At 65.5% G+C, this 21996-nt stretch carries 18 protein-coding genes and 1 pseudogene; 10 read left to right on the top strand and 9 right to left on the bottom strand.

The window, feature by feature from the left end; genetic code table 11:
- Nucleotides 1–9: 9 nt before the first annotated feature.
- The 7 genes from BLP73_RS16105 (at nt 10) to BLP73_RS16075 (ending at nt 6522) form a co-directional block, all read left to right on the top strand.
- Nucleotides 10–486, top strand: coding sequence for a MarR family winged helix-turn-helix transcriptional regulator (locus BLP73_RS16105; protein WP_090747074.1), 477 nt, complete (start codon nt 10–12; stop codon nt 484–486).
- A gap of 131 nt (nt 487–617) precedes the next feature.
- Nucleotides 618–1688, top strand: a complete 1071-nt coding sequence (locus BLP73_RS16100; protein ID WP_090747071.1) for an aromatic ring-hydroxylating dioxygenase subunit alpha — start codon at nt 618–620, stop codon at nt 1686–1688.
- The gene (locus BLP73_RS16095) at nt 1681–2682 is read left to right on the top strand and encodes a flavin reductase family protein (protein WP_090747069.1); all 1002 of its coding nucleotides are present in this window, start codon (nt 1681–1683) and stop codon (nt 2680–2682) included. Before BLP73_RS16100 ends, BLP73_RS16095 begins: the two co-directional genes overlap by 8 nt.
- Before the next feature lie 165 nt (nt 2683–2847).
- The gene (locus tag BLP73_RS16090) at nt 2848–3828 is read left to right on the top strand and encodes a Bug family tripartite tricarboxylate transporter substrate binding protein (protein WP_175453392.1); all 981 of its coding nucleotides are present in this window, start codon (nt 2848–2850) and stop codon (nt 3826–3828) included.
- The gene (locus BLP73_RS16085; RefSeq protein ID WP_090747065.1) at nt 3825–4310 is read left to right on the top strand and encodes a tripartite tricarboxylate transporter TctB family protein; all 486 of its coding nucleotides are present in this window, start codon (nt 3825–3827) and stop codon (nt 4308–4310) included. Before BLP73_RS16090 ends, BLP73_RS16085 begins: the two co-directional genes overlap by 4 nt.
- A gap of 9 nt (nt 4311–4319) precedes the next feature.
- On the top strand, nt 4320–5813 hold the full coding sequence (locus BLP73_RS16080; RefSeq protein WP_090747062.1) for a tripartite tricarboxylate transporter permease: 1494 nt from the start codon (nt 4320–4322) through the stop codon (nt 5811–5813).
- A 415-nt stretch (nt 5814–6228) separates the two neighbouring features.
- Nucleotides 6229–6522, top strand: a complete 294-nt coding sequence (locus BLP73_RS16075; protein ID WP_090747059.1) for a hypothetical protein — start codon at nt 6229–6231, stop codon at nt 6520–6522.
- A gap of 63 nt (nt 6523–6585) precedes the next feature.
- Here the strand turns inward: BLP73_RS16075 and BLP73_RS16070 are convergent, their stop codons facing one another.
- The 8 genes from BLP73_RS16070 to BLP73_RS16030 form a co-directional block, all read right to left on the bottom strand.
- Nucleotides 6586–7596 (bottom strand): IS30 family transposase, encoded by a 1011-nt coding sequence (locus tag BLP73_RS16070; protein WP_090747056.1) that lies wholly within the window; start codon nt 7594–7596, stop codon nt 6586–6588.
- A 270-nt stretch (nt 7597–7866) separates the two neighbouring features.
- Nucleotides 7867–9234, bottom strand: a complete 1368-nt coding sequence (locus BLP73_RS16065) for a hypothetical protein (RefSeq protein ID WP_090747053.1) — start codon at nt 9232–9234, stop codon at nt 7867–7869.
- 3 nt (nt 9235–9237) lie between these two features.
- Nucleotides 9238–10245 carry an AAA family ATPase gene (locus BLP73_RS16060; RefSeq protein WP_090747050.1) on the bottom strand — a complete coding sequence of 336 codons (1008 nt, stop codon included), beginning with the start codon at nt 10243–10245 and terminating at the stop codon, nt 9238–9240.
- 653 nt (nt 10246–10898) lie between these two features.
- Nucleotides 10899–12086, bottom strand: coding sequence for an SNIPE associated domain-containing protein (locus BLP73_RS16055; RefSeq protein ID WP_245686710.1), 1188 nt, complete (start codon nt 12084–12086; stop codon nt 10899–10901).
- A gap of 125 nt (nt 12087–12211) precedes the next feature.
- The gene (locus BLP73_RS19125; RefSeq protein WP_175453390.1) at nt 12212–13444 is read right to left on the bottom strand and encodes a hypothetical protein; all 1233 of its coding nucleotides are present in this window, start codon (nt 13442–13444) and stop codon (nt 12212–12214) included.
- A gap of 626 nt (nt 13445–14070) precedes the next feature.
- A complete protein-coding gene (locus tag BLP73_RS16040) occupies nt 14071–15834 on the bottom strand; it encodes an acetyl/propionyl/methylcrotonyl-CoA carboxylase subunit alpha (protein WP_217630706.1) in 1764 nt (587 codons plus the stop codon).
- The gene (locus BLP73_RS16035) at nt 15824–17383 is read right to left on the bottom strand and encodes a 5-oxoprolinase subunit B/C family protein (protein WP_090747040.1); all 1560 of its coding nucleotides are present in this window, start codon (nt 17381–17383) and stop codon (nt 15824–15826) included. Before BLP73_RS16035 ends, BLP73_RS16040 begins: the two co-directional genes overlap by 11 nt.
- The gene (locus tag BLP73_RS16030) at nt 17380–18123 is read right to left on the bottom strand and encodes a LamB/YcsF family protein (RefSeq protein WP_245686709.1); all 744 of its coding nucleotides are present in this window, start codon (nt 18121–18123) and stop codon (nt 17380–17382) included. Before BLP73_RS16030 ends, BLP73_RS16035 begins: the two co-directional genes overlap by 4 nt.
- A gap of 185 nt (nt 18124–18308) precedes the next feature.
- On the opposite strand from BLP73_RS16030, the gene BLP73_RS16025 reads away from it, so the two are divergent.
- Complete coding sequence (locus BLP73_RS16025) at nt 18309–19001, top strand: GntR family transcriptional regulator (RefSeq protein WP_090747034.1); 693 nt, start codon at nt 18309–18311, stop codon at nt 18999–19001.
- Here BLP73_RS16025 and BLP73_RS16020 read toward each other — a convergent pair.
- Nucleotides 18990–19919 carry a LysR family transcriptional regulator gene (locus tag BLP73_RS16020; protein ID WP_090747031.1) on the bottom strand — a complete coding sequence of 310 codons (930 nt, stop codon included), beginning with the start codon at nt 19917–19919 and terminating at the stop codon, nt 18990–18992. The genes BLP73_RS16025 and BLP73_RS16020 overlap by 12 nt on opposite strands.
- 110 nt (nt 19920–20029) lie before the next feature.
- Here BLP73_RS16020 and BLP73_RS20010 point away from each other — a divergent pair.
- Nucleotides 20030–20965 (top strand): annotated as a pseudogene (locus BLP73_RS20010) (ATP-binding cassette domain-containing protein); the annotation flags it as partial.
- A gap of 3 nt (nt 20966–20968) precedes the next feature.
- Entirely contained in the window at nt 20969–21988 is a 1020-nt protein-coding gene (locus BLP73_RS20005; protein WP_425415701.1) for an ABC transporter ATP-binding protein, read from the top strand.
- Nucleotides 21989–21996 lie beyond the last annotated feature (8 nt).

Here is a 21996-nt window from a genome sequence, read left to right as displayed (position 1 = left end):
ATTGCAGGCATGAGCGGAAAGAACCGGCGCGACGCGGGGGCGGACAGGCCCCCGTGGGACGAGGGGGCCTATGACGTCACACGGCATCCGGCCCAGCTGGCACGCCGCCTGCATCAGCGCGCGGCGCAGCTATTCAACGCCGCCTCGCCGGAGGCCAGCCTGACGGCGCCGCAATTCGCGATCCTCGCGACGCTGCTTCAGACGGGCCCTGCTTCGCAGGTCACCTTGGGCGAACAGGTGTCGATGGACCCCTCCACGACCAGCGCCATTATCCGCAAGCTGCTGCAAACCGGGCTGATCACCCGCAGCCAGTCCAGCGAGGATCGCCGGATGCATGTGATCGAGCTCAGCGCGGCAGGTCGGTCGCTTGTCACCGCGCATCTCGCGATCAGCCGGCAGGCCGGTCGCGATCTGCTGAAGCCCCTGTCCCCGGCCGAGCAGCGGCGCTTCATGGACCTGCTGGACCGGCTTCTGAACAGCGATTGAGCAGACCAGCTGATTTCCGGGCAACGGGACGCAGGGCTGGCACAATGGTCGCAGAAATCCCGGATGGCCATTTCAAATTAGTGCGTATACGCACTATCGTGAGGACAGCCAACCGCAATGGGAGCCGCCAGATGACCACTCTTGTCCGCAACGCCTGGTATGTCGCCGCCTGGTCTTCAGAGGTCGACGACACGCTCAGGCGCTTCGAGATCCTGGGCGAGCCGGTGCTGCTGTATCGCCGCATCGACGGCTCGGTCGCCGCGCTGCATGACCGCTGCCCGCACCGCCAGTTGCCCCTGTCCATGGGCAAGCGCATCGGCGACCGGGTCCAGTGCGGCTATCACGGGCTGACCTTCGACAGCGACGGCAGTTGCACGCGCATCCCCGGTCAGGACAAGATCCCGCCTTCGGCCTGCGTCGCCAGCTTTCCCATCGTCGAGCGCCACGACATTGTCTGGATCTGGATGGGCGACAAGGCCCGCGCCGATGAGGCCGACATCTTCTACATGCCCCAGATGTCCGATCCCGCATGGCATGCGCATCAGGGCGGGGCGCTGCACATCGCCTCGAACTATCTCAACGTCGCAGAAAACCTCGTCGATCCGGCGCATGTCAGCTTCGTGCATCCGACGACGCTTGGAAACTCGGCCTCCGAGAACGTGCCGGTCCATGTCGTGACCGAGGGCCGCGCGATCACCGCCTGGCGCTGGATCCGCGATGCCGAGCCGGTGGGCTTCTTCAAGGCTTTCGGCGGCTTCGAGGGCAATGTCGACCGCTGGCACTATTACCACCTGCATCTGCCGTCGCTCGCGGTGATCGACTTCGGCTCGGCCGCGGTCGAGGACCGCATCGCCGAGGATGAGCGCGACCGGGGCAACCGGGTCTTCGCGCTTCATTTCATGACGCCGGTGGACGAAAACCGGACCGTCGATCGCTGGATGCATCTGCGGAACACGGCGGTCGACGATGCCGAGGCCTCGGCCCGGATCGACGCGCTGCTGCAGAAAGCCTTCGCCGAGGATGTCGCGATCCTGGAAGCGGTCCATGCCGAAGAGCGGCGCCCCCAGCACCGCCGCCCCATCCGCATCGCCATCGACCGCGGGCCCATGGTCTATCGCAAGCGCATCGGCGAGCTACTCGAACGCGAGCGGACCGAGGACATCTCGGCCGAGCCGACCCCGGCCTTCGTCTACCATGACTGAGGCGGCGCCCGATTTCCGCCCCTTCCGCGTCACGGGTCGGGTGCCCGAGGCGGAGGGCGTCGTCTCGCTGTGGCTCTCGCCCGAGCGGCCGGGCGATTGGGTGCCGTTCCGCGCCGGCCAGCATCTGGGCCTGTCTCTGGACTGTCCGGGGCGGCCGGTGGCGACCTATACGATTTCATCCGGCCCCGCGGACACGGGACGTTACCGCCTCACCGTCAAGCGCGCGCCCGGCGGGCGGGGCGGCTCGGGGCATCTGCACGGGCTGGCGGTCGGGGCGCGGGTCATGGTCGCACCCCCGCACGGCCAGTTCCACCTGGATGACGGCGACGATCCCGTGCTGCTGCTGACCGCCGGCATCGGCATCACGCCCGCCATGGCCATGCTGCACGATCTGATCGCGTCGCCCGGCCGTCCCGTCGTGGCGATCCATGCCGCGCGCAGCGGCGACGACGCCCTGATCGCCGAATGGCGCAGCTTTGCCCGCGCGCCCGATGTCAGCCTTCACCTTGCCCGGACAGGGGCCGCCGCCGACCTGCTTCCGGGCGATCTTCTTGGCCGGCTGGACCGTCAGGCGCTTCGGGCAAGGCTGCCGCAGGATCGGTGGCTGGCCTATCTGTGCGGGCCGTCCGGCTTCATGGACGCGATGAGGGCGCATCTGCTGGCGCTCGGCCTGCCCGACGCCCGCATCCAGCAAGAGGTCTTTGCCGCCATGCTACGCCCGACCGCCGCTGCTGCCGGCCCCGGCGCGGTCAGCTTCGCCAGCCTTGCAGCGCCGGTGGCTTGGCCCGAGGCGGGAACGACCCTGCTGGAGCTGGCCGAGGATGCCGGCCTGTCGCCGATGTTCGGCTGCCGTGCCGGCCTTTGCGGGGACTGCCGCTGCCGGCTTCTGTCGGGCGAGGTCGAGTATCTGACCGACATGACCGAGGACCCGGGCGAGGGCCATGTGCTGCTGTGCTGCAGTCGCCCCAAGGGCGATGTCCGCCTTGATCTTTGACGAGCTGCCTGAAACCGCGGCCTTGGCCGGGGGGACTGCGCAAAGAAGAAGCGGCGCTTCAAAATATGTTTGCATACGAACGAGAATATGCCAGCATTCGTCCAAGGATCGGGCATAGAACCCGGCAAGGCTCATCACCAGAACAGCAACAGGGAAGATACTGCGATGTCCAGACACGCGACCACTCTCTTCGCGGCCACGGGAATGCTGGCGGCGCTCATCGCGCCAAGTGCCGCACTGGCCGAGTATCCCGAACGACCGATCCATATCGTGGTGGCCTGGCCCGCGGGCGGCGGGCATGACATCGCCGCGCGCCTTCTGGGCGCCAGCCTGTCCGAGCAGGTCGGCGTGCCCGTTGTGATCGACAATGTCACCGGTGCAGGCGGCTCGACCGGGGTTCGTCATCTGGAGCAGTCGGATGCGGACGGCTATACCATCGGTCTGATCGGGATGCACGCCATCTCTCAATCCTTCATGAACCCCAATGCCACCCGCCTGGATGCGCTGGAGCCGGTGGCCTATATCAGCGACGACCCGGGCGCGCTGCAGGTGACGGCCGCGACCGGGATCGAGACGCTGGACGGCTATATCGAGGCGGTGCGCGCCGATCCAGGCGCGCTGATCAATGGCAACGACCCGCAGGGCGGAAACAGCTTCGTCTTCGCCAACGCCTTGTCCCAAGCCATCGAACAGCCCATCGTGCAGATCCCGTATCAGGGGCATGCACCCAATGTGACCGCCCTCATCACGAACGAGATCGCGTCGGCCACCTTGCCGATCCCGCCCGTGCTCGAGCATTACCGCGGCGGCACCGTGCGCATTCTGGGCGTCATGTCGCCCGAGCGTCATCCCATGCTGCCGGACGTGCCGACCTTCCGCGAGCAGGGGGTGGATCTGGTCGCCAATGACTTCGTGATGATCGCCGCGCCCACGGGGCTGGACCCGCAGATCGCGCAGACGCTGTCGGCAGCCATCGTCTCTGCCGTGGAAAGCCCGACCTTTGCCGAGCCCGCCGAACGGAACGGCATGGTCCTGCGCCCTGGCGATGCGGAAATGGCCGCGTCCGAACTGCAGCGGCAGGTCGATTTGATCTACCCGCTGCTGGAAAGCGCCGGTCTGGTCTCGGCCGAGCTGGCGCGGCAATGACCGAAGAGGGCGTTCTGCCGCCGCGCCGTCGGCATCTGGCGGGAGGCCTTCTGCTGCTGGCAACCGCGCTTGTCGGCGGGGCGGCCCTGCAATCCAGCCGCGCCGCCTTCACCAATTTCGTGATGCCCGCCGATCCGGGGCCATTCGCGCTGCCGGCGCTGTGCCTGCTGGCCGTCGGCGCGACCGGGGTCGGCCTGCTGATCGCGGGCTTGCGCGCGCCCCGCGATCCGGCAACGGCCATAGGGGAAACGCGCAGCCTGATGCCGCTGCTGTTTCTTGCCAGCGTCGTGGCCATGCCCGTGCTGATGGCGCATCTGGGCACCGCGCCGGCCGTCGCGCTGTTCACCTTTGGCTGGATGATGGTCATTTCGGGCGGGCCGCCCGCTGGCCGGCTGCTGCGGTCCGCTCTGGCCGGGCTTGGCACGGGCCTTGCCGTCTACGTCATCTTCATCCGGCTGCTCACCCTGCCGCTTCCCAGCTGAGGCACTTTGATGACCGCCACCTTCCTCGACGTTCTTTCGGGCTTTGCCACCGATCCGGCGATGCTCGCGCTGCTGGCGCTTGGCGCGCTGCTAGGCCTCGTGCTGGGGGCGATCCCGGGCATCAGCTCGACCATGGCGCTGGCCGTGATGCTGCCGGTCACCTTCGCGATGGAGACCGGCGCCGCGATCCTGTTCCTGATCGCGATCTTCATGTCCAGCGTCTATGGCGGCTCGATTTCGGCGATCCTGCTGAAGCTGCCGGGCACGCCCGCCGCGATCTTCACCCAGGTCGAGGGTTACCCGATGGCGCGCGCCGGCCGGGCGGGGCAGGCGCTCAGCTACGCGCTGATCGCCTCGAGCATCGGGGGCCTGATCGGGCTGGCGCTGCTGGTGACGCTGACCCCGCTGCTGGCCAGGGTGGCCACGAACTTCCGCTCGCCCGAGTTTGCGGCGGTTGCCCTGTTTGGCCTCGTGATGCTGTCCTTTTCGTCCAATGGCTCGACCATCGTTGCCACCGTCATCGGCCTGATCGGCGTCCTGATCGGGATGATCGGCTTCGATCCGCTGACGGATGCGCAGCGCTTCACGATGGGCCAGCCGGCGCTGCAGGCCGGCATCTCGCTGGTGCCCGTCATCATCGGTCTTTTCGGTCTGGCCGAGGTGCTGCGGGCGCTGTCGCTGCCCGGCGACCGGGTGCTGATGCGGCCCAGCATCGGGCGCATCACCGTGCCGCTGCGCGATCTTGCCGGCCGCGTCAGCCCGATGCTGCGCGGCTCGGTCATCGGCACCTTCATCGGGGCGATCCCGGCTGCGGGCTCGGCCGTCGCGGTGTCGATCGCCTACGCGGTGGAAAAGCGCCTGTCGCCGAACCGCGCCGGCTTCGGCAGCGGCGAGCCGGACGGCCTCGTCGCGCCCGAGGCCGCCAACAGCGCCGGCGTCGGCGGCTCGCTGATCCCGCTGATGGCACTCGGTGTGCCGGGGGATACGATCACCGCGGTCCTGATGGGCGCGCTGCTGCTGCACGGGCTGCAACCTGGGCCCACGCTGTTCGCGGCCAATCCGACCTTTGTCGCGTGGATCTATGCCTCGGTCCTGCTGGCGCTTGTGGCGACGCTGGTGGTGGGGCTGGCCAGCCTGCGCTTCGCGGTCCTGATCACGCGCGTTCCGCCGCGGGTGATGCTGATCGTCGTGGCCGTCTTCTGCGTGATCGGCGCCTTCGCGATTCGCAATGACATGAACGATGTCTACGTGATGGCGGCGTTCGGACTGCTTGGCTGGGTGTTCCACAAGTTGAACCTGCCCGCCACGCCGCTGGCCTTCGGTCTGATCCTGGGGCCGATCCTCGAGGAGAACGTCCGCCGCAGCCTGATGATCAGCCAGGGCGACTGGTCGGTCTTCATCTCCCGACCGGTGGCCGGAGGCTTCCTGCTCATCTCGTTGCTTCTGGTGATCGGACCTCCAGCTATCCGGTACAGTCGTAAACTGACAGCAGTGTTAGAGTGAGCAAGGGCGACGATGATCAGAGCGTCCAGCTGCGGAAACCCGTCGCTGCGCCACAAGTCGCACAGAACGGCCTGAACGTCGATGAATCGACGTCGGGAAGCGAGCCACGCTCCGCTCGAAGCGCTCGATGGCGGCCAGAAGGGCGGCAGTCAGGACGTGCAGCTTCATCGGCAGGTTTCTAATGCAAGTGTTGCGCCACTATCCGACGCAATGCGCGCCAGGGCCATTCTCGAGGCAGGGGACGCGCGGAAACCCGCCCTGATGACGGCGCGCAACAGCAAGTTGCTGGCTAGATTTTGAAGGGCAGGGGCATTTCGTGTTACGGTCGGCCTACGAGGGGAAGTCCAGCATGCACGTTTCAACGGCACAGGTCAGCCGATGCTCGGCGGGCGTCGATAGATCGGACGCAGCGCCGATGACGGACAAGCTAGCCGTTCCCCGCCAGCCGACCCTGAAGAGTGAGACCCGACAGACGAACTGGCGCCGTTCCAACTTGCTCAAGTACAACGCCCACCTGGCCGTGCAACGGTCCCTCGTCTCGGGTGTCCTGCAAAAAGGCGCCTGTGAAGTGTGCGGCAGCGACAAGGTGGATGGTCACCACGACCGCTACGACGAGCCGCTGAACGTCAGGTGGCTGTGCCGCCGCCATCATGTCCGGCTGCATCAAGGGGGCGAGGACATGTTCCCGATGAGGCAGCGACCGAAGTAAGCTTACCGCCCCCGGACCGCCGCGAGTGAACTCACGCCGAAGCGCAAACTTCTGTTTTTTTCTTTATTTCAATCTATTGCTGATGGCCATGAGGTTGCTTTCGAAGACCTCCGCGGGCGTCCGGTAGCCCAGGCACTTGCGCGGCGTGGAGTTAAGGCTCTGGCAAATCGACGTCAGATATCGATTTGTCAGAGCCGTTGGTTCGGTCGAACGGGGCAGGTGCTTTCTCAGCCTGCCATTCGTGTTCTCAACAGTTCCTTTTTGCCACGGGGCCTGCGGATCACAGAACCAGCTGACGAGACCGATCCCATCCGTCAACCGTCGCCAGGCAGAGAATTCGGTTCCGCGGTCGAAGGTGATCGACTGGCGTGCCTCGGCGGGCAGGGGGGCGAGCCCTGCGATCAGCGCTTCCATGATTGGCTCGGAGCGGCGATCCTCATTGCGCATGGCAACGGTAAATCGGCTGACCCGCTCGACCAGGGAGGTGACATTCACCTTGCCGTTTTCCTTGCGGAACATCATCAGATCGCACTCCCAGTGGCCGAACTGCTGACGCTCTGCAACGGTCAAGGGCCGGTGGCACAAGCTTTGGCTGTCCTGGATGTGACTACGCTGATATCGCCGGTGCGTCCGCGGCCTGCGGCGCCTGCGATGCTCGGGCAGGTGACGATAGAAAGCTTCCTCAATCCCAAGCTTCGAATAGGCGAAGCGGTAGATCGTTTCATGGCTGACGCGTATCCCGTGCTGCTCAAGCCGCATCCGGCCGGCGATCTGTTCGGGAGACCAACCCGCCTTCAGCGCACCCTCGACTGCTGCTTTCAACTTCGGGTTGGCGACCAGCTTTCGGTGAATCGCACGGCGGCGCTCATACTTGTCCTGAGCATTCACCGCGTAGTAGCCGCTATACTGCGGGAGTTCGGCGTCCTGATACGTATTCCGCTTCAGCTCCCGATAGATTGTTGAGGGCGGACGCGAAAGGCGATCTGCAATTCCTGGCACCGGCATCTTGCCTTCAAGCCATTTGGCGATCTTTCGACGCTCATCGAAACTCAGGTGCTGGTAGTGGGTAGCCATTCGCCAATCTCGTTGCAAATACCTGTATTACTTTGGCATTTGCACTTCGTTTGTGAATCCACCGCGGGAGGTCCGAATGAGCTGTAATTTGATTTATGTAACACAGAGTGGCAGGTGGCCTGCCGCCATGATCTGTCCTTTATGCGGGACCTTCCGGTAATGGGCGCGCCTGCAAAGGTCCCAGACCACGCATGGGCTTGGAACAGTCGAAGGGCGGAAAGCGGTCGTTCGCTGCGGGTGCGAAATTCACAATTTGACAAGCGAGAGCGGTTACTCACCCGTCCTCGGCATGTTTATAGCAATTTGGGCCTGCGCCGCGATCCGGGTCCGTGCCGCGATCTCGACTTCGGCCTGCAAGTCTATCCCGGCTTCGGGCGCCGTCAGCGTAACGACAAGCGCGTAGCGCGCCTTGTCGAGATAGCGCCCTTGGCCCGGTCGGTCGCGCCACCAACCCATTACCGGATAGATCGCGAGCTGATCGCGGGAAGCGAGTTCGACTGCGGTGCCGGACCAGGTATCGCAGTGAATCGAGCCGGCGGCGATCGACTTCGGGCCGAACGCCCAATTCGGATCGTCTTCGGCTGCTTGAATCCGAGCTCCCATCTCCGCGTTGCGGCGGCGCTGGAACTCCGCGTTGGTCTCTCTGGGGCGCTTGAGGTCGAAGCGCAGCCCGAACGAGCGGTAGCGCGCCGGATCCAACATGGCGCCTTTCAGCGGGTATGGCTCCACGAAGTAGGAGAGCGTGACCTTCAATTCGACCAGACAGTTCTCCAAGGTCTCGAGGGTGCGGGTCGGCCATGGCAAGTCGTAGTAATGTGCGGATCCGAAGGTGACTGGTCCTACCCGCCTCATCGCATCACGACGACTGATCTCAGGTCGGTCGAAGGGCTGGATGTAGGCTTGTGAGACGAGCGCAAGGTCAGTCGATGCGGAGGCCAGGGCCCGGGACAGGTCGGGCATGCCGTAGCCAAACCTTCGACGGAGGGCACTTCGTTCAGTCTTTCCGATGGCGCTGCTCCAACGGTCTTCCGGTGCGACATGCATCTCGAGGGCGCGCGCTACGCCCGTCACGTCATCGACGAAGTCATCCCAGCACCAGAGACCCCACCATGTCGATCCGTTGGCATCGGTCGGAAGGGTCCCGGGGTCCTCACGCCATAGGTCTAAAAGCTCCGTCGGCGAGAAGCCGTCGATGGGTTCCATCTCCGAATAGAGAGGCGGGCGTTCGCGATCGTTGAGTTCGCCAGTTAGATAGCTCTCGACCCGTTCGCGCAGATAGGCCTGTGCATCCTCATCAGCCATGTGCAGGACCATGGTCCGGCGCCCGTTGGCTTCGCCTGCAGCGCTTTGGCGAACGCCCTTCTTTGGTTTCTCGAGGTCGAGCTCGCGGGCATTGGGATGGAGAATGACGGTGACGAACGCACCTCCACCTGGCTGGACGCCGTGCGGAAGGGTGTCTGGGGCCGGGCGGCGTGCCTCGGCGGCCGTGAGAGAGGCGACCAGGCCGGCGCTCAAGCGAGGACCGTGTTGGTCACGGTTACGCGTGAACGTCCGACCTCCGGGAGACTGATGCGCCTTGTAAGAGCTGGTAGTCAGAAAAGGCGAGATGTCGATGTGCGGACGGTCGTAGTCGGCCATAGATCAGCGAGCCGCCTGTTGGTCGCCCCTGAAGACGTCGCGCATCTGATGCCGCGCTGCCAGCTGCTCGAGCAGGTCGTGTGTACGGATCGTATCCCGCTCCGAGAGGAGGGCAGCTTTCGCAGCTTCATCGGCGGCCCGGGCGAGTTCCGCCTGGCTTAGCCCGCGCCCGGCCTCCACGACCCGGTCCCAAGATATTCTCGGATACTTCATCGGCCGAAGATGGTTGCGGATCACCTCTCGGATCTCGTCGGGCGACGGCATCTCGAAGAGCAGAACATCGTCGAACCGGCGCTGCAGCGCGGGATCGAGAAGTTCAGGATGGTTCGTCGCCGCGAGGATGATGCTGTCGGTAGACGCGGGCTCTTCCATGAACTGCAGAAAGCTATTTAGAACGCGTCGCATCTCGCCGACATCGTTGGTCGCGGCGCGCTTGCCGCCCACGGCATCGAACTCGTCGAAGAGATACACGCCGCGCCGCCGGATCGTTTCGTCGAACACGAGCCGAAGCTTGGCTGACGTTTCGCCCATGAAGCGAGTTATTAAGGCTTCGAGACGGACGACGAGGAGGGGCAGGCGCAGTTCGCCAGCAAGCGCCTCCGCCGTCATCGTCTTGCCCGATCCTGGAGGTCCGGCGAAGAGCAGGCGACGGGAGGGCACACGGTTGCCCTCGCGGAGCCAAGAGCGACGGCTTTGCTGAAGAACGACGCCATCAAGTCTCGCGCGAACGGAGTCGGAGAGCACGACTTGAGGCAGACGAATGGTCGGCTCGCGGAGGTCTAGAAGAGCCTCGAGATCGCCGCGAGGCTGGGCGAGTGCTACCCGCACAGAGGGTTTGTCGCCACCGCCCCGACGCACGTCTTCGACCGCAGCGCGCAGCAATTCGGCATTGGTGCGCCGTCCCTGCCGCGCTTCGGCAGCAGCAATTTGAAGGGCGATCGCGAGGAATTGGTCCTCGTCGCCTTCAGCGCGGCTGCGCAGCATGGAAAGGATCTGCTTTGTGTTGGACATGGTTGCTCAGTTTCCGCTCACGGTAGACACACTGGTGCGAACTTCCAAGCGGATATATAGCTGCCAGAGCGATGAGCCAGTCTGAGCCTTCCTTAAGGCAACGGATTGTCAGGCAGAAGGCCTTCGCGTTTGTATTCGGCGTTGCCAGCTGTGCGCGACCGGCGCCGCGCCGCGGCACGGCTCTTTCCAACCAACGTCAGCTAAGGGCCGGTCGCTAGCGCTGCACCTGCATTCGCTGCAAAGCATGCAGATGTCGCGTAAGGGCTCTTCTCGTCGATGCCGCCTGGCGCAGGACGGCAACGATGCGGGGTTACGCCGCCGGTTGCTCCTCCGCAACGACCGTCTGCGGTCACACCATCAGCAACGTCCTGGGTGGGAAACGGCCTTCCGGCGGTGCGGCCAGCCAGAGGCATTACGTCACAGGAGCGGTCATTCGGCATCCGTGCTCCGTTACATGCACCTAGTCCGACACGAAGTGAGTTGAAGAGGACTTTCCCTGCGTCCGGTGCTTGAGATTGACCGAGTGCGAAAGCAGTCATTGGAACGGTCACATGGGCGAATTTAAAAACATGTAGACTATCGGAGAGTTCGCGAGTGGCCAGAGGATATCAGCTCAGGCCGACGAGGACCGTCGGCTCGAGCCATTACTTAGCTCATTTCCCGGGTCTGTCCGGCCAATATTTCCTAGACTGATGGTACTCAAGTGATTCTCCTACCTCCGAGAACTCAAGAAGGCTTCCGACCTTCTCCATGAGGACATCGCGAACTTCGGCAGGTGTCGCAAAGAAGAACTCTTTGCGAGCATTCACCGCATTCAGAGCCTTTTCTCGAAAGTGGGTGTGAAGCTCATTCTCCAATGACACGGCGTCTTCGGAAAAGAAAAGGGCGTGAACATCGAAGCGAAAAGGAACGGATGCGCCACCAAGCTCCGTTATACGATCGTTCGGATCAAGCCGTCTCGTCAATCCAATCTTGACAACATTCGCGCCGAACGCCCCCCGGTTCGAGATGACGTAGACATATCCAGATCTTATATTTGCTAGGCGGAATTCGTTCTGCTTGATGGCATCTTCCAACGCCAAAAGGTTCGCCTCCAAGTCGGGGTTTCTCTCTCCTTTCTCCCGAAGTGCCTCAATGGCGTTCTCAAGGTGCTGCTTCTCCTTCGCCAGCCGCTCACGCTCCTCGGCGAACTCCTTCTCAATACGCTTCTCCTCGCGAATTTTCGCCCGGTTCTCCTTCTCCGCTTCCTTTTCTTCCTGCTTCTTCATTAGCCAGTCGGCCGTCAGCTCGACCTCTCGGATCCGGAGGTCATGGTACCGCGCGCTGATCTGCATCTCCATGATCTTGCCCAGATTTGCGATAGCCTTGCGTGACGCCTCGAGCCGCTTCTTGGCTACGCCGGGGTTTCCGGTGCGAAGTGAACGGATGCAGTTATCGCATTCGGCGTTGTAGGCACGGAGCATCAGCCTTCCCAGGTCGTTCGACAACTTTCGGCCTGCCGCCAAAGAGTTTTCGAACGTGAATGTCGACGAGACCTCAATGGCCCCTTGCTCCCGCACGATCTTGGCGACCTCAACCTCGATCCGCTCGAGTTCGGCTCTGTATCCTGCGCCATTCTCGAGGGGATGATGGTATCGGTAAATACCGATGTCCTGCAGGACTCTCTGGTCGTCGAGGGAGATGGTTTCCTCCACAGCCGTTGAACTATCGGCCAGCTGCGCCCGCAGCATTGCCACTTCGGCCTTCAACGCGGAGAGCTCGTTGGGCGGCACTTCTGCGCCCGTCGAGTTGTTATCCATCTCGACCGCTGGCGCTGCCTGAGGCGTGTCGTTGGCGTCCAATACCCAGAGTTCCCATCCCTTGGGCATGGCAGGCCAGTTCGGGTCGGGCTTCCAGTCCTTTGGGGGCGTCCACCCCTTTGGTGGCTTGGGCCACCCAGGAGGCGGATTAAACGTCCGTCCTTTCGTCACGACTTGCGTACTCCTGTCACGTCGACGGCGATGAGGGCGACGGGGTCTTTGGAAATCGCGGCGCCTAGATGCTTCAGCGTTGCCAGCGGGATAAGGCCGGAGAGATCAAACTCCATGAATCTGTCACGCTCGGCACTGACACCTACGAAGGGAAGGAAACTGAGCCGCCCCGTGGCAGGGTGCTGTGCCTTTGTGCCGACCTCGAGCGAGATTGTCCGGATCAGCCCGCGCCTGTCCGCCTCGAACACCTCGTGGAGCGACCTGATCGCGACCTGATGCAGGACACTGGCATACCGTTTCTTGATCTCCACCTGGGACAGTGGGACCTCGCGTATTTCGTCGGATGTCTTTAGGTATTTGTACTCCTTGATCGCCGGAAAGCTGTCTGGGGTCGGGATCGTCACGCTCATCCGCAGCTCGGCTGTCTTAGGTTCGAACGAAAATTCATGCGTTACCTCGAAGTGATCTGGATAGGTTGAATTCTCCACTACGAGCGAGATGTACTCCTTAACCGCCTCGGCGTCTCCATAGGACAGGTTCGCAATGAATTGGTCGATGGAGTGGTTGTGATCGTCCAGTTCCTGCCGGAAGCGATCTTTCTCTACGGCCAGCGTATTAACCCTCTCGACCTCTGCCTGTTCATAAGCAGCAAAATCGGTTTCGTACTTTTTAGTCAAAGACGAGACACTACTTGCCCACTCCGCCTTTTGCGTCTCGTAAGTTTGCCGCGCTATGGCACGCGCTTCCTCAAACTTTCGCTTCTTACCGAAGAAACCTTTGGGCTTGGCTGGTTCAACGTATGTCGGTTCGGGTGGAAGCTTTGGTCGCTTTGGAGCGACCAAGGGAGTCTCCAAATCAGGCACGTCAAATGGTGTCGTATCAGAAGGCTTTCGAAGAGTTTCAAGGTCTATATGGTCATCGACGTCGATGGTGGCGGCCAGTAGCCCTTCGAGATCATCCAAGACTGCATCGATTTCCGCATTTAGTCGTTCGACCTCGGATTGCTGGGCTGCGGCATGTGCGGCCTTTACCGCCTTCTCGTAAGCCTTCCGATGGCGCTCATCCGCGATTATTGCTTTCTGCACTTTGGCTTCATGAGCCTTCGCCTGCTGAGCTGCCTCTCTCCGCTCGGCGAGGTCACGACGTTCCGCAGCTTTTGCACGACGTACACGATCTTTTTCCGCGGCCTTCATAGCCTTCAGCGCGACGCTCAAAAAACTTTTGGCCAATGGTAATCATCCCCTACTCGAAAATGCGTGTTCAAGCTTATCCCACCACGTCCCGCTGTCTACGACTGGCTTACCATAAGCTGGCAGCGCGAAGCATCAGTGTGGTTTCGGAGCCGTCAGGTGCGGCACTTGTCACAAGTCAGCTGTGGGAGAGCCGCGCCGCAGCGATGCCCTGTCTGGTGGACGGCAGGAACGGGCTCACCACGTCGATCTATCACGCCTTCTCAACGTCAGCTTCCGAAGTCAGCCACCTTCCGATGGCCGAATACAGCAGCTAAGGCACTGTCAGAAAAACCAGCGGTTTCCTTACGACTCAGATTCATAGCAGCAGCAGCCTCGAAAAGTGTCAGAAAACCCGTTGCGGAAATCTATGTCAGGTTGCAGGGTGGCAGTCATGCTTTTCTGGCACGTCGTGAGGCGGGCGGGGCACTGAGATCTGTGCGGCAGATCACGCTGCATTGAGCGGCAGCGGCCGCTCCGCGCGCAGCACGGCAGCAGCCGGTCGATGTTCCTGACAATTTCAAGGCGGAGCGCTCACGCTGCACCCGCAGGCGAACGGGCGAACCGCATCAGTGTCGTACGATCGGACGGACAGGCGCCGTTGCTCCCGAACCGGCCATTGGCACTCAACGCGGCAGGTTGACCGGCTCGACCCGAGCAAAAGCACCGTCCTGCGCCAGCGTCTCGCCCTCGGCCGCGAGGTGTGTCAGGCGACCGGCACGGGGCGCCTCGACCGGTGTCTCCATCTTCATTGCCTCGATCACCGCGATCTGCTGGCCGGCCTCGACCTCCGCGCCGTCGGCGATCTTCCAAAGCGAGAGGATGCCGGCCACCGGAGCGGTGATGTCATTCGGCTGCCCGGTCGTCGCGGGCTGCGAGGGTTCACCTAGCGCCGCCGCCGGCAGCAGGCTCTGCGGCAGGGCGAGGTCGTGGCGCTTGCCGTCGATCTCGATGGCGAGGCGCAGCATGGGCGCATCCTCGGGCGGGACGACGCGGGCGGCCGGGGTGATGGCTGCGGCGAGGCGGCCCGCAAAGTCAGTCTCGATCCAGCGGGTGTAGACGGCCAACTTGGTCGTGAACTCCGGCGCCTCCAGCACGGCGCGGTGGAAGGGCAGGACCGAGGCAACGCCGTCGATCCGGAACTCGCGCAGGGCGCGGCGGGCGCGGGCGATGGCGGTGGCGCGGTCGGGGCCGCTCACGATCAGCTTGGCCATCAGCGAGTCGAAGGCGGCGGGGACCTGCGCCCCCGCCTCGACGCCGCTGTCGATGCGGATGCCGATGCCGCCGGGGGCGGACCAGCGGGTGATGGGGCCGGGGGTGGGCAGGAAGCCGCGGCCGACATCCTCGGCGTTGATCCGGAACTCGATGGCATGGCCCTGCGGCTCGGGCACGGGGCCGTCCGCAAGGAGGGCGCCGCCGGCGATGCGGATCATGGCGCGGACGATGTCGATGCCGGTGGTTTCCTCCGTCACCGGATGCTCGACCTGCAGGCGGGTGTTCACCTCGAGAAAGCTGATCGTGCCCGTCTCGGACATGAGGAACTCGACGGTTCCGGCGCTGGAATAGCCGGCATGGGCGCAGATCGCGCGGGCCGCGTCATGGATCTGGGTGCGCTGCGCGTCCGTCAGGAAGGGGGCCGGCGCCTCCTCGACCAGCTTCTGGCTGCGCCGCTGGAGCGAGCAGTCGCGGGTGCCGAGCACACGGACGGTGCCGTGGCGGTCGGCCAGCACCTGCGCCTCGATATGGCGGGGGCGGTCGAGGAACTGCTCGACATAGCAATCGCCGCGACCGAAGGCGGCGGTCGCCTCGCGCGATGCGGCCTCGAAGAGGGCCTCGACCTCATCGAGGCTGCGGGCGACGCGGATGCCGCGACCGCCGCCGCCGAAGGCCGCCTTGATGGCGATGGGCAGTCCGTGCTGGCGCGCAAAGTCCAGCGCCTCGGCGCCGCTGGCCACGGGGCCGGGGCTGCCTGCGACCAGCGGTGCACCGACCGCCCGCGCGATCTCGCGCGCGCGGATCTTGTCGCCAAGCGCGTCGATCACCTCCGGCTCGGGGCCAATCCAGATGAGCCCGGCGGCCTGCACGGCGCGGGCGAAGTCCGCATTCTCGGACAGAAAGCCGTAGCCCGGATGGACCGCGTCCGCGCCGGCACGGGCAGCGATGGCCAGGATCTTGTCTGCATTCAGATAGGTGTCGGCAGGCCGCTGGCCGTCCAGCGCATGGGCCTCATCCGCCGTCCGCACGAAGGGCGCGTCGCGGTCGGCATCGGCATAGACGGCGATGGCGGCGATCCCCTCGTCGGCACAGGCGCGGATGATGCGCAGGGCGATCTCGCCGCGATTGGCGATCAGGATGCGGCGGATCGGGGTCTCGGGCGCGTCAAGAAACATCGTCGGGCTCCGGCGTGAGGGGGGCGAAGGGGGCAAGGGCGGCAAAGCGGATGCGCGCGCCGGGGGGAAGCTGGCCGGCCAGGTCCAGCGCCGACGGATGAAGCGTGGCGATGACCGGATAGCCGCCCGTCAGCGGGTGATCGGCAAGGAACAGGACCGGCTGGCCGGTATGGGGCACCTGGATGGCCCCGGTCGCGGTGCCCTCGCTCGGCAGCTCGGTGCTGTCGGGGCGGGTGATCGGCTCGCCCGAAAGGCGGATGCCGACGCGCGACGATTGGGGCGTCACCAGCCAGTCCTGCGCAAGGAAGCGCGCGACGGTCTCGGGCGGGAACCAGTCGGTGCGGGGGCCCATGACGACCGGCAGGGTGACGGTCTCGCCGGCGGCGGGAAGGTCCGGCTGCGGCTCGGGGGGCCAAGTCGCCTCGGCGGGGGTGCCGGCGGCGCCCAACGCGTCCCCCGCGACCAGCGGCGCCGGCCCGAGGTCCGCCAGCGTGTCGCGCGCGCACGACCCCAGCACCGGGTCCAGCGCGAAGCCGCCGCGCAGGGCCAGATAGCTGCGCATCCCGCGGGCGGGGGCCTCGATCACCAGCTCGTCGCCCGCATCCAGTGCAAAGGCCGCGCCGGGCGGGACAAGATGGCCCGCAGCGACCGCCTGCCCCGCCCCGGCCAGCGCCAGCGTCAGCGCCGTCTCGGCCTGCAGACGGACGGGACCGAGCGTGATCTCCAGCGCGGCGGCGTGCGGCGCATTGCCCACGGCCCGGTTCGCCCGCCTCAGCGCGCCCAGATCAAGCGCGCCCGAGGCACTGACCCCCTGCCCCGCCTGCCGTGCCCGTCCCGCATCCTGCACGAGGATCGGAAAGGTCGTCTGCAGGATCCGCAGGCCCTTGGCCTGAGGCGCGGGCGGCACAGTGACGGGATGCACCTTCGCCTCGCCCTCGAGGAAGCGGACCCCCATGCCGGGGCGCAGCAGCGCCGCCGGATCGCGGGTCAGGTCGAACATCGGCAGCCGCGTTCGCCCGATCAGCTGCCAGCCGCCGGGGCTGGCCTGCGGATAGATGCCGCAGAACCGCCCCGCCAGCGCGACCGAGCCCGCCGGGATCGCCTGACGCGGCGCGGCCCGGCGCGGCAGATCGAAGCGCGGGTCGTCCCCGGTCATATAGGCAAAACCCGGCGCGAAGCCGCAGAAGGCCACCTGCCAGGTCGCGGCCTGATGGGCGGCGATCACCTCGGTTGTCGTCAGGCCCAGATGGCGCGCGACCTCGTCCAGGTCCTCGCCGTCATAGGTGACGGGGATTTCCACCGTGTCGGCCGCGCGCGGGGCAGGCGCGGTGCCCGGCGCGGGCTGGCGGGCACGGATCTTCGCGGCCAGCGCGCCATCCGCCGGGGTGCCGGGGGCGCTGCGGATCATCAGCGTGCGGGCGGCGGGCACGATCTCGGCGATGCCGGGCACGGGGTCGGCCAGCAGCGCGTCCATCAGCGCCAGCGTGGCGTCGAGGTCGGGCAGCTCGGCCAGCAGGATCTGCGGGCCGATGGGCAGGAAGCGGATCATGGCGCGAATGGGGCGATGGCGACGCCGCCGGCCTCCAGCGCGGCGCGAAGGCGGGCGGCGATGGCCACCGCGCCGGGGCTGTCGCCATGCACGCAGATGCTGTCCGCGCCAAGGCGCAGAAGGCTGCCGTCCTCGGCCTCCAGCACCCCCTCGCGCGCAAGGCGCAACATGCGCGCGGCGATGATGTCGGGATCGTGCAGCACGGCGCCGGGCTTGCTGCGCGAAATAAGCGCCCCCTCCGGCGTGTAGGCGCGGTCGGCGAAGGCCTCGGCCACGACGCGCAGCCCTGCCGCGCGGGCGCGGCCGAGGATCGAGGCGCCCGCGAGACCCATCAGCACCAGGCCCGGATCAGCACCCAGAACCCCCGCGATGACGGCATCGCCCTGCCGCACATCCTCGGCGGTAGTGTTGTAGAGCGCGCCATGCGGCTTGACATAGCTGACCCGCGTCCCCGCCGCCCGCGCCAGCGCCTGCAGCGCGCCGATCTGGTAGATCACGTCCGCCGTCAGATCATCGGGCGCGACATCCATCGCGCGGCGCCCGAAGCCGCTGCGGTCCGGGTAGCTCACATGCGCGCCCACCGCGACGCCCCGCGCCGCCGCCTCGTGCAGCGTCGCCAGCAGCCCGCGCGGATCCCCGGCATGAAAGCCGCAGGCGACATTGGCCGAGCTGACGATGTCCAGCATCGCGGCGTCATCGCCCACTCCCTCGCCCAGGTCGCTGTTCAGGTCGATCTGCATGGACATCCCCTTCCGGCTGCGGCGTTGCACGGAAAATGCCCCAATCCGTGCCTTCACGTCAACGATCATCTGACACACTCAAATTGATTGTTGAACAACTTAAGGTCCGCGGCCGGAGGATGAGCGCAAATTGTCCGTGCCCGGCGCTTGTCCTGCGCGCAGTCCCCAGCCATGATCACCCCAGCATGACCAAGGCCCCGATCCCCCCGATGAACCCAATGGACCCCCGCGGCCTCGCCGAAGAGACCGCCGCGCGGCTGCGCGCCGATGTGATCGCCGGCCATTTCCGGCCCGGCCAGCGCCTGTCCGAGATGCGGCTGGCGGCCGATCTGTCGGTCTCGCGCAACACCCTGCGCGAGGTGTTCCGCCTGCTGACGCGCGAAGGGCTGCTGGTCCATGCGCCGAACCGGGGCGTCTCGGTCGCAGTGCCCTCGATGGCCGGGGTGCTCGACATCTACCGTGTCCGCCGGCTGATCGAGGTGCCGGCCTTGGCCCAAGCCTGGCCGCGCCATGCCGCCGTCCCGCGCATGGCCGAGGCGGTGACCGAGGCCATCGCCGCCCAAGCCGCAGGCGACTGGCGCCGCGTCGGCAGCGCAAACATGGCCTTTCATGCGGCCATCGTGGCGCTGACAGACAGCCCGCGGCTGATCGCCTTCTTCGCCCAGGCCGTGGCCGAACTGCGCCTGGCCTTCGGCCTTCTGGACAGCCCCGAGCAGCTTTACGCCCCGTTCCTGCACGAAAACAGCATCATCCTGGACCTTCTGACAGCCGGCGAGACGGCCGAGGCGGCGACGCGCCTTGCCAGCTATCTCGACCGCTCCGAACGGGTGGTGATGACCGCCTTCGCCCGGCTGGAAAATGGCGCGCTACGGGGCTGAGCCCGTCTCGGCCTGCGCAGGATCCTGGAAGAACTCGTCCGTGCTGGCGGCCTGCTGCTGCAGGCAGCCGCGGAACCACTCGATCTCGCGCGCGATGGCAGGCTGCGTGCTGCTGACCACGTGGAAATGCGTCACGATCGCCGGCTCGAACGGCCGCGCCACCAGGTTCTGCCCCGCCCAGAGCCGATAGGAGAAGGGCTCCACAATGGCGACGGCCAAGCCCTCGTTCGCCAGCGCGTAGATCGACTGCGAGGTGTTTGCCTCGAAAGTCGCCGCATGGGGAATGCCTGCCATCAGCATGTCCAGCTGGCTCCAATCGGCAGGCCCGTCCGGCAGGATCGTGACGATGGTCTGGCCCGCCAAATCCTCGGGCCGGATCACGGCCCGGCCCGCCAGCGGGTGATCACGCCTCAGGACGCAGATCTGCCGGGTCGAGCCGAGGTAGAGGCGGCTGAGGTTGGGCATGACCGGGATCTGCGAGCCGAGCGCGACATCCACGGCGCGACTTTGGACCTGCAGCATCACCTGGCTCAGACGGTGGGCGCGCAGGACGATCTTCGTGTCGGGGAAGCGGCTGCGAAAGCGTTTCAGCGCCAGCGGCAGGACCGTCGCGGCCAGCGAATGCGTAACCGCTATCCGCAGCTTGGCCGAATCCTGCCTGATCTCTTCGGCCGCGTTCTCAAGGCGCGAAAGGCCAAGGAAATTCTCCTCGACATGGCCGAAGAAGCGCAGCCCCTCGGCGGTCGGGCTCAGAAGACCCCTGCGCCGGTCGAAAAGCTGAAAGCCCACCTCGGATTCCAGATCAGAGATCAGGCGGCTGATCGCCGGTTGCGAGACATGCATCATGTCGGCCGCCGCCGTCATGCTGCCATGTGAGACAACAAGGCGGAATGCCTCGAGCTGGCGAAAGCGGATCAAGCTTCGGTTCCCTTAATAATGTTTCAGCATGGCATCTAACTTAAAAGTAATTGACGTTATAGCGGGTTCTTGCCGATTGTCTGGCTTCACCGCAGAAACAGCGGGCAGAAATGTCATTCTGGAGGGCGCATACTTTTCAGATTGTTCGACAAAGCGGCGGGGCGCGAAGCAAACGCATCGTCCTGCCGCAGCGGGCGCTATCTGTCACCGCCCGGATAGAGAGGGACCGCATGAACCGACCCCAGCACCCGACCAGCCCTCCGCCGCTTCTGACGGTCGAGGATCTGAGCGTCGCGTTCGGCCAAAACACGGTGATCGAGAACCTGAACTTTGCCGTCCAGCCGGGCCGGACGCTGGCCATCGTCGGCGAGAGCGGCTCGGGCAAGTCGGTCGCCTCCATGTCGATCCTGCGCCTCGCCGATATCGCGGGCGCGCGCTATGCCTCGGGGCGGATCATGTTCCAGTCGGCGGCGGGGCCTGTGGACCTGCTGACGCAGAGCCAAGAGCACATGCGCAAGCTGCGCGGGCGCGAGATCGCGATGATCTTCCAAGAGCCGATGACCTCGCTGAACCCGGTCTTCCCCATCGGCGACCAGATCGCCGAGGTGCTGATGCTGCACGAGGCGATGCCCCGTCGCGCTGCGCTGGCCGAGGCCGAGCGGCTGATGTCGCTGGTCCGCCTGCCCGATGCCGGCGCGCTCCTGAAGCGCTATCCGCACCAGCTGTCGGGGGGCATGCGCCAGCGGGTGATGATCGCCATGGCGCTGGCCTGCCGGCCCAAGCTGCTGATCGCGGACGAACCAACGACCGCGCTGGACGTGACGATCCAGGCGCAGATCCTGACCATCCTCAAGGACCTGCAGCGCGAGCTGGGCATGGGGCTGATCTTCATCACCCATGACATGGGGGTCGTGGCCGAGATGGCCGACGACGTTGTCGTGATGTGGAAGGGCCGCAAGGTCGAGGAAGGTCCGGTCGAGACGCTCTTCGCCGCGCCGAAGCACCCCTACACCCGCGCGCTGCTGTCCGCCGTCCCTCGGCTTGGCGCGATGACCGGCGAGCCGCTGCCCAAGGTCTCGCCGCTGACGGTCTTCGACGGCGAGGCGCCGCGCATCCTGGGCGAGGCGCGGGTGCAGGACACCGCGCGCTATGAGGCGCCGCTGCTGTCAGTGCGCGATCTGTCGGTGCGCTTCGACATCCGCAAGGACTGGCTGGGCCGCGCAACGCATTACTGCCCCGCCGTCAGCGATGTCAGCCTGGACATCTATCCCGGCGAGACGCTGGCGCTGGTGGGCGAGTCCGGCTCGGGCAAGTCCACCATCGGCCGGACGATCCAGCAGCTGCAAAAGGCCGCCGCCGGCGAGGTGCTGGTCGAGGGGCGGCCGATGTCGGCAATGTCCCTGGCCGACCGCCAGCGCCTGCGGCAGGAAATCCAGTACATCTTCCAGGACCCCTTCGCCTCGCTCGATCCGCGCAAGACGGTCGGCCAGTCCATTGCCGAACCGATCGAGACGCATGGCCTTCTGGCCGGCCGGCGCGAGATTCGCAGCCGCGTCGGCGATCTTCTGGAACGGGTCGGGCTTTCTGCGGACGTTGCGGGGCGCTATCCGCACCAATTTTCCGGCGGCCAGCGCCAGCGGGTCTGCATCGCCCGCGCGCTGGCCTCAAAACCCCGCCTCATCATCGCGGACGAGGCGCTGTCGGCGCTGGACGTGTCGATCCAGGCGCAGATCATCAACCTGTTCATGGACCTGCAGCGCGACGAGGGGCTGGCCTATCTGTTCATCAGCCACGACATGGCCGTGGTCGAGAAGATGAGCCACCGCGTCGCGGTTCTCTATCTGGGCCAGATCGTCGAGCTGGGCAGCCGCGCGCAGGTCTTCGAGACGCCCGGCCACCCCTACACGCAGCGCCTCCTGTCGGCAGTGCCGGTCGCCGACCCGACCCGCCGCCCCGAACGCACGGGCCTTGCCGGCGAGATCCCGTCCACCACGCGCCGCGTCGGCGATGCCCCGGCCCTGAACAAGCGCATCGAAATCGCGCCCGGCCATCTGGTCGCCGCGTCCTGAAGATCCAA

Origin of the sequence: Paracoccus tibetensis (genome assembly GCF_900102505.1) — a bacterium.
Lineage (GTDB): Bacteria > Pseudomonadota > Alphaproteobacteria > Rhodobacterales > Rhodobacteraceae > Paracoccus > Paracoccus tibetensis.
This window is presented reverse-complemented; position numbering and strand designations above follow the sequence as displayed.